The organism is Veillonella sp. oral taxon 780 str. F0422 (assembly GCF_000221605.1).
In the GTDB taxonomy this organism is placed as follows: Bacteria; Bacillota; Negativicutes; order Veillonellales; family Veillonellaceae; genus F0422.
Genome location: NZ_AFUJ01000054.1, coordinates 71,400 through 77,500, shown reverse-complemented (window position 1 = coordinate 77,500; position 6,101 = coordinate 71,400). Strand labels below are relative to the sequence as shown.

4 protein-coding genes are annotated in these 6,101 nt (G+C 42.6%); all 4 read right to left on the bottom strand.

Annotated elements, in window-relative coordinates:
* Positions 1-193 precede the first annotated feature (193 nt).
* The 4 genes from HMPREF9200_RS06370 to HMPREF9200_RS06360 all read right to left on the bottom strand — a co-directional run bounded on the left by HMPREF9200_RS06370 (position 194) and on the right by HMPREF9200_RS06360 (position 6,101).
* Complete coding sequence (locus tag HMPREF9200_RS06370; protein ID WP_009353955.1) at positions 194-1,321, bottom strand: efflux RND transporter periplasmic adaptor subunit; 1,128 nt, start codon at positions 1,319-1,321, stop codon at positions 194-196.
* Between the two features lie 243 nt (positions 1,322-1,564).
* Positions 1,565-1,645 (bottom strand): putative holin-like toxin, encoded by an 81-nt coding sequence (locus HMPREF9200_RS09240; RefSeq protein WP_369688082.1) that lies wholly within the window; start codon positions 1,643-1,645, stop codon positions 1,565-1,567.
* A gap of 330 nt (positions 1,646-1,975) precedes the next feature.
* Positions 1,976-4,867, bottom strand: a complete 2,892-nt coding sequence (locus tag HMPREF9200_RS06365) for an AAA family ATPase (RefSeq protein WP_052847080.1) — start codon at positions 4,865-4,867, stop codon at positions 1,976-1,978.
* A complete protein-coding gene (locus HMPREF9200_RS06360; RefSeq protein WP_009353980.1) occupies positions 4,857-6,101 on the bottom strand; it encodes a DNA repair exonuclease in 1,245 nt (414 codons plus the stop codon). Before HMPREF9200_RS06360 ends, HMPREF9200_RS06365 begins: the two co-directional genes overlap by 11 nt.

Below are 6,101 nucleotides of genomic sequence, written 5' to 3'. Positions count from 1 at the left end.
CATAATCGCATATTCCCTAGAAGAGCAGGGCATGTTCCTGAAGAAACATTATGAAATACCGTTTCTGAAGGAATGTGCCCTGCTCTTCTTTTTACTTCATAGAATATTAACTGAACGTGACAACGCTATACAGAGGTATACCGTGCTCTTCCCTTTGCACTATTTAGTTAAAACCGCCACAGGCTACATAGCATCACAAGTGAACGCTTTCGCCCAGTTCGAAGTTCCCTTTACTTGTGACTACTCGATCTGTCGGATTTAACCCATCAAGTATGGTCACAGCACCATCCACTTCTAATCCAATCTCAATTGTCTTAATATCAATTGTATTTTCATCTGTTAACACATATACAAACTTACCATTCTCACCATCACGAATAACTTCTTTAGGCAAAGTAAGCGCCGGTGCTTCCGCTTTCGTTTCAATCACCAATGTATAGAACTCTCCAATCGTCACTTGTCCAGATTGTACGTTAAAAGTTGCTTTCACCGTGATACTCGGCCCTGATTCGGTTCCCACAAATGTAATCTGTCCCGGCACCTGTGTTCCATTTACATCTAAATAGACATCCACACCACCAGTGATGCTGGGCTGCTTCAAAATAGATCCAAAGCTTTGTGGGACACTCAATGTGGCCACCACTGGAGAATCTTGTTGTATAAGAATAAGTGGCTTCCCTTCGATGGCAATCTTTCTATCTTCATTATAAATAGCTGCTACTCTACCTTCCATCGGTGAAAGCACTTGCGCTGCCGCCATTTGTGCTTGTATTTTAGTGATGGCTGCTTCAATACCCGAGGTATCCGCCCCAGATCCGCCTGAATAGGAAGGAACTGTTACCACTTGTGATTGCGCCCTCGCCGTAATCGTTTCAAACTCGCGATTCGTAATAATGCCAGCATCACGCATATATCGTGCTCTCTCCACATCCGCAGATGATACGCTACCACCCACCACTGTAGTCGATGTACTCTGTTGTGGCGCCCGACTCCGCGCCTCCTGCAACTGTCCTAATAAAGATTGCAGTTGTTGCTGTAGTGATGTGGTATCAATCATAGCTAGCACTTGACCAGCTTTTACCATGTCACCTACTTTCACAGTGAAAGTAGACACCGGCCCCGATACCGTCGGTTCTACACTAGCCTTATGCAATGCCGTAATATTTGCCTCATGACTGATGCGTACTGGCATTTGACGTTCCACAGGATTCATCACTTGCACCGTTTTGGGCTGCATCCACGCGAACACACCGCCCGCAATAAGTAGTGCCGCCACCACTATTATATATATCCAATATTTCCGTATCCAAGAATAGTTCATCATACACTCCTCTCATATAGAGAGTATTATACTACTCTTACATCGGAATATCTAGCACACGAACCCCATCACATACGTTAGTCTTGTAATACATTTATAAATCGTGCTATAATGATAATAACAAAAGAAGAGCCATCAACGTGTGAAGGCGTTAGGCTCATCTAGAACATTAAAAATGATGGCCTAACGTGCATAAGTAGTGCGAATACTTATTAAATCGTTAGGCCTTTCACATGCTAAAAATTACTTTTTTAAGTATGTGAGTAATGCTAATAATAAAATACCGAAACCAATCATTAATGATAATGCTTCAAATACCGTCATATTACCCACCTCCTTTACTAAGTAAAGAAGATGAACCCAACATTACGTCAATGACTCTTCTGATTTATATTATACTACAAAAATTTCTCGTATCGTGAACTTTTCACTAAATAAATCTATAAGCCAACCTGTGCTATAATGAATCTAACAAAAAAGAGCCCCCCAGAGGAACGCCGTCACGCGTAGTAGCCTTGTGGCGGGCCTTTCTACCTAAATCACACAAACACAAGAAGACCGTAACATACCCCTGAACAAACATAACCACTGTATAGTTTGAGAAGGGTGTGTTACGGTCTTCTCTTTATCATATTTAGTTAACCCCGCCACAGGCTACATAGCGTTAGAAGTGATGCCCATACCTATAGCCTCAAGATTATATGTATGCACTTTTTCACTAGCTAACTGGCTCGTCGTCTCATGGCAAGTAAATAAAAATACTTGTGTATGTTCACTAATTCTTTCTATTACCTGTAACGTCAACTTTTGCCGTTCTAGATCGAATCTAACTAACACATCATCTAACAGTAACGGTAAAGATTCTACTTTTTCAGCAAATGACTCCGCCAAGCTAAGTCGCAATGCCAAATACACTTGATCTCCCAGTCCACTACTCCATTTGCCTAAAGGAATCTCTCGTCCCGTTGTATCTTTTACATATGCCCCTTTATGCGCATCATCCATATGCAGAGTATAGATACCACCTGTCATGGCTTTCACATAGGCAGACGCTCTCGCTAGCATCGCCGGTTGCCGATCTGTTTCGTATTCTTGTTGTGCTAGTTCCATGCCATGGTTGATGAATACATAAGTCATCCACTCTTCTAAAGCTTCTCGAAGCTCCGCTTCTAACTGTTCTTTTTTCAACAATGCTTCGGACACTGCATGAGATGTGCTCAAGTGGCGCATAGATTCCTGCAAGGTCCCCCGCTCTTCATACAATGCCTGTAAGGATGATTCAATATTCGCTAATTCCGTTTCACTGCGGGAGTACTCTAATTCCCACTTCCCTTTATCATTGCCTTGTAAACGACGATACCACACATCCTTATGAAATTCTTTCGGTGCCAACAAATCCAATTGTCGCTGACTTTGCCGATAAATCGTCTCCCACTGCTTATATTGATCCTGTTCCAATAAACGCTGACGATATTCTGCCGCACTCTTAGCACCACCTTTTTGAATCAACTCTTCTTGGGCTAAGAATAATTCTTTTTCTTTCTTGCTCCACGTAACATATTCTTCACGATAGTTTTTACGCTGGCTTTCCTTTTGCTCCCACCGCACACGATTCTGCTTATGTAATTGCAATTGATGATAGACTACACGCAGCTCTACGATAGATGGCAATGTCTGCAACTGCAAGGAGCTCCACAATTTTCGACACCGATTCACAATCGCATCCAATTGTTCATGATGCAAGCCCACTTGCTTTTGGTAGCCCTCAAACTCACGTAATCGCTCATGATACGCTTGATATTCTTCTTTCATGCCATAGAATGCATCATCTCGGTTCGTCTGTTTAGCCGCCTTTGGCAACCAGGCTTCCCAGACATCCATGGCCTCAGTGCCTGCCGCTTCCAAGGTTTTACCTTCCGTCACCCACTGCGCTTTCATTACTTCGTAAGCCTTAAAATGGCTTACATCCTCTTCATAGCCTTTGATTTGTTCCGCTACTTCCTGTATATCTGAAAGTAAACTTTCATACTCCTCTTCCGTAGTTGGCATAGTTCGTTTAGCTATCTCTTCCAAACTTGAGAAGTCTTTAACAGATGTGTTCGCATCTACTGAGTCTATTTTTTTCGCCTTATATTTTTGAACTATTAGAACCACACCTAGCAATACCCCTAGGATGCCCGCTATAGCCTGTATGCCAAACATATCTGCATAAGTCATATGCCAAGCTAATAGGATTATACCCAACACTACTAATACTATTCCACCTATATAGTAAGCTCGTCCCGATTTCACTATTACCTCAGGTTCAGCCTGTTGTCCTAATAGGTATGCGTTCCTGAGAGCTTCTAGGGCAGTTTGTTTTTCTTCTAGCCCTCTCACTGCATCAGCTACCTGAAGGGCCCTATCATCCTGTGGAAATGGCTCTCGACGTTGCCATGCCTCATAGGCTTCACGAGCACTTCGTAATTGCCGTGCTGCTTGTTCCCCATCATGCCAATTCACATCCCTAGGAAACTCTTCTACATCACGCCAATACTTATGAGATTTTCCTATGATTGCCAGTTGCGCCTGTACTTTTTCTAGATAGAGATCTCCTTCACGGCATTCTTTTTCTAACTGTGTCCACTTAGATATCTCTTGGTACAAACTTTCAATTTCTTGCTCATACATTCCAAGCCTATCTTCCGGATCAAAGTTATCTGGTACTAGCCCTTCCTCTTTACCACGCCACACACGCATATACTCTTGGCAGCGACGAATTTCTTCATCTAACGCTAAAAACGTTTCTCGTTCTAAAGGCTCATTCACATGGAATTGATGCATATGTTGTTTTGCTTCTTCTGCCCGTTTATACGTATCCCAAGCACGCAAAACACGTTCCACTTCTTGTAGATACTCCTTGCGCTCTTGCCGTTGCTCTTGCAATGTAGCTTCTTTCTGTTCTAACTCTACTAAAGAAGCTTGCCATGTATAATACTCCTGTTCGCCTTGCTGAAGTTTACGGATTTCCTGTTCTACCTCTTGCAAACGGTCCAACAAAGCATTAATGGTTCGCTTACCAGTAGGCGATGCTACTAATAACTGACTGGCTAATTCATCTACATCTTTCACAAGTGTACCCAGAGATTCTCCGCCCTCAGCACCAAAAAACCGAGTTCTCACGTCTACTTCCTGTATGATGTCTACCCCTTGTAGATCATCTAAGGTAATAGCAAAAATGCGATCGTACGTCTTTTTATCTAGTCCTTGCCACCATAATTCTGCTGGCTCTACGGTATAGCGCTCTCCTCCTACCTCGTAAAAGTCTAGTTCTTTTCCTTTACGCCCAATATGGTATGTGTGACCTTCTCGCTCCACTAGAATATATCCATCTACAGGCTCTTCTTTCCTCTTTGTTCCCAATAAAATACCACGAAAGGCTTGGAGCAATGTAGTTTTTCCACTCCCGTTCGGTCCGTACAGCACATGTAATCCTGTATCATAGGGTTCAAATCTCCACTGAGTATAGGGGCCATATTGCTCTATATATATTTCTTTAATCTTCATGATCATTCCCCTGTAATAAACGGACTCCATCACGTCTCGCTTTTTCATAGGCGGATTGCAACATAGCCTCTGTCACTAGTCGACTATGCGTTCCTAATCGCTTCCATTCTGGGCGAGCTTTTACAATCATTTCTAGTGCTTCTATCCCCGTATGCATAGAGTCGATAGCTTTCACATAATCCCTAATCATCCCCGGTGCTATACTTGGATGACTAATACTGCCTAATTCACAATCGATACCGATAATATACACTCCATATTTACCTGTCTCTTCAGCATGAGATTCCTCTATCCAAGTAGCTCGAACCTTGCTATCTCGCGCCATCTCTGATAAAGGTCCTGCTCCTATCAAGCGAATCGATAACAAAATAGATATATTAGATTTCCGTAACATCTCTTTTTTGTGACGCAACATTTCTAACATCTCCAATACAGATTTTACTTGTCCTAAATCAATAGTCTCTTCAGCAAAACGGATTGCATTCGTCTCATAAAATTGCGTTTCTACAGTACCACGACTAGATACATCCACTACATAGCAACCTTTCGGTCCGCTTTCACCACGATGCAATCCTTGTGTGTTTCCTGCATACACAATATATGGATGATCGCTAATAATTTGACGCTTATGAACATGCCCAAAGGCCCAATATTGAATAGGAATACTACGCAAGGATTCTAGTGTACAAGGTCCTGTCTGATCATGCCCTTCATGTATGCCTACCGTACCATGCACAAGGGCAATGGAAAAAGGATCGCTCCGTAACGGATGAATAGTAGAGGCCATATCTTCATATTGAGTACTATGGTCAATACTCCGGCCATAGAGACCCGCTACCTCTTGTCCTCGCACTAGAAGCGAAAACCGTTCCACCCGTTCAGATGAAAAGATATGCACATTCTTTGGCAACGGCATATGTCGCTTCCAACTATCAGCAGGGTCATGATTACCTTGTACTACATAAACAGCAATCTGTTCCTTATCCAAACTTTCACATCCACGTACAAAATGCATCTCTGCTTCTAAAGGATGGTCTACTCCATCATATACATCACCTGTAATCAGAACTGCTGCTACACGCTGACGAATAGCTAGATTTACAATATTCTGAAAGGATGTATAGGTAGCACGTACCATGGCTGCATCTAAGGATCTGCCAAATGATTTTAAATAGCGAAAAGGCGCCCCTAAATGGAGATCCCCACATTGTATAAATCTAAATGGTATACCCAT

What these genes read in the sequence shown, in the direction of transcription:
- HMPREF9200_RS06370 (WP_009353955.1), bottom strand. Translation starts at nt 1,321, where the DNA reads ATGAACTATTCTTGGATACGGAAATATTGGATATATATAATAGTGGTG.
- HMPREF9200_RS09240 (WP_369688082.1), bottom strand. Translation starts at nt 1,645, where the DNA reads ATGACGGTATTTGAAGCATTATCATTAATGATTGGTTTCGGTATTTTA.
- HMPREF9200_RS06365 (WP_052847080.1), bottom strand. Translation starts at nt 4,867, where the DNA reads ATGAAGATTAAAGAAATATATATAGAGCAATATGGCCCCTATACTCAG.
- HMPREF9200_RS06360 (WP_009353980.1), bottom strand. Translation starts at nt 6,101, where the DNA reads ATGGGTATACCATTTAGATTTATACAATGTGGGGATCTCCATTTAGGG.